This window comes from Pseudomonas sp. PGPPP1 (assembly GCF_002255865.1).
GTDB lineage: Bacteria > Pseudomonadota > Gammaproteobacteria > Pseudomonadales > Pseudomonadaceae > Aquipseudomonas > Aquipseudomonas cremoris.
This window is the reverse complement of sequence record NZ_NKIG01000072.1, coordinates 1-2,493: the sequence shown is the minus strand read 5'-3', so window position 1 is coordinate 2,493 and position 2,493 is coordinate 1. Positions and strand designations below refer to the sequence as shown.

Below are 2,493 nucleotides of genomic sequence, written 5' to 3'. Positions count from 1 at the left end.
AGAAGCTGTCCAAGCGTCTGAAGTTGATGGAAGCCTTCCAGGGTTCCGGCAACTTGCCAGAGTGGATGGTGCTGACCGTTCTGCCGGTTCTGCCGCCAGACCTGCGTCCGCTGGTACCGTTGGACGGTGGTCGTTTTGCGACGTCCGACCTCAACGACCTGTACCGCCGCGTGATCAACCGTAACAACCGTTTGAAGCGCCTGCTTGACCTGTCCGCTCCGGACATCATCGTGCGCAACGAAAAGCGTATGTTGCAAGAAGCTGTCGATGCCTTGCTCGACAACGGCCGTCGTGGCCGCGCTATTACCGGTTCGAACAAGCGTCCTCTGAAATCCTTGGCTGACATGATCAAGGGTAAGCAAGGTCGTTTCCGTCAGAACTTGCTCGGTAAGCGTGTTGACTACTCCGGTCGTTCGGTTATTACCGTAGGCCCGACCCTGCGTCTGCACCAGTGCGGTCTGCCTAAGAAGATGGCGCTTGAACTGTTCAAGCCATTCATCTTCGGCAAGCTGGAAATGCGCGGTCTCGCGACCACCATCAAAGCGGCCAAGAAAATGGTCGAGCGCGAACTGCCAGAGGTTTGGGACGTTCTCGCTGAAGTGATCCGCGAACACCCGGTTCTCCTCAACCGTGCACCGACCCTTCACCGTCTGGGTATCCAAGCGTTTGAACCGGTACTGATCGAAGGTAAGGCTATCCAGCTGCACCCTCTGGTCTGCGCTGCGTACAACGCCGACTTCGACGGCGACCAAATGGCCGTGCACGTACCGCTGACACTGGAAGCTCAGTTGGAAGCGCGTGCGTTGATGATGTCGACCAACAACATTCTGTCGCCAGCCAACGGTGAGCCAATCATCGTTCCGTCGCAGGACGTTGTATTGGGTCTGTACTACATGACGCGTGAAGCGATCAACGCCAAAGGCGAAGGTCGTGTGTTCGCTGACCTGCAAGAAGTTGACCGTGTGTTCCGTGCTGGCGAAGCCGCACTGCACGCCAAGGTCAAAGTGCGGATCAACGAAACCGTCAACGACCGTGATGGCGGCAGCGTGAGCGGCACCCGTATCGTCGACACCACTGTCGGTCGTGCGCTGCTGTATCAAGTTGTACCAAAAGGTCTGTCGTACGACGTCGTCAACCTGCCAATGAAGAAAAAGGCGATCTCCAAGCTGATCAACCAGTGCTACCGCGTGGTTGGTTTGAAAGAGACCGTGATCTTCGCTGACCAGTTGATGTACACCGGTTTTGCTTATTCGACCATCTCCGGCGTTTCCATCGGTGTTAACGACTTCGTTATCCCGGATGAAAAGGCCCGCATCATCAACGCTGCTACTGATGAAGTGAAAGAGATCGAAAGCCAGTACGCCTCCGGCCTGGTAACCCAGGGCGAGAAGTACAACAAGGTAATCGACCTTTGGTCCAAGGCGAACGACGAAGTTTCCAAGGCGATGATGGCCAACCTCTCGAAAGAGAAAGTCATCGACCGTCACGGCGACGAAGTTGACCAAGAGTCCTTCAACTCGATGTACATGATGGCCGACTCGGGCGCACGGGGTTCTGCTGCGCAGATCCGTCAGCTCGCCGGTATGCGTGGCCTGATGGCCAAGCCGGACGGCTCCATCATCGAAACGCCGATCACTGCGAACTTCCGTGAAGGTTTGAGCGTACTTCAGTACTTCATCTCTACTCACGGTGCTCGTAAAGGTCTTGCGGATACCGCGTTGAAAACCGCTAACTCCGGTTACCTGACTCGTCGTCTGGTAGACGTTGCACAAGATCTGGTTGTAACTGAGATCGATTGCGGCACCGAGCACGGCCTGCTGATGACTCCGCACATTGAAGGCGGTGACGTTGTAGAGCCGCTGGGTGAGCGCGTATTGGGTCGTGTTATTGCCCGTGACGTATTCAAGCCAGGTACCGAGGAAGTTATCGTTCCTGCCGGCACTCTGGTTGACGAGAAGTGGGTCGAGTTCATCGAACTCAACAGCATCGACGAAGTGATCGTTCGCTCGCCGATCAGCTGCGAAACCCGTTACGGCATTTGCGCCAAGTGCTACGGCCGTGACTTGGCTCGTGGTCACCAGGTGAACATCGGTGAAGCGGTCGGCGTTATTGCTGCCCAGTCCATCGGTGAGCCGGGTACCCAGCTGACCATGCGTACGTTCCACATCGGTGGTGCGGCAAGCCGGACCTCCGCAGCCGACAGCGTTCAGGTGAAGAATGGCGGTACCGTCCGTCTGCACAACCTGAAGCACGTTGAGCGAGTGGATGGCCACTTGGTTGCTGTGTCTCGTTCCGGTGAGCTGGCAATCGCTGATGACTACGGTCGTGAGCGCGAGCGTTACAAGCTGCCGTACGGTGCTGTGATCTCGGTTAAAGAAGGTGACAAGGTCGACGCTGGCGCAATCGTGGCCAAGTGGGATCCGCACACTCACCCAATCGTTACCGAAATGAAAGGTACCGTGACCTACGTGGGCATGGAAGAAGGCATCACGA

General features: G+C 56.6%; 1 protein-coding gene. It reads left to right on the top strand.

Features of this window, described 5'->3' with window-relative positions; genetic code table 11:
• Positions 1 to 2,493: DNA-directed RNA polymerase subunit beta' (gene rpoC, locus CFE47_RS31070; protein ID WP_286843006.1), on the top strand; the 2,493-nt coding region annotated here is incomplete at both ends.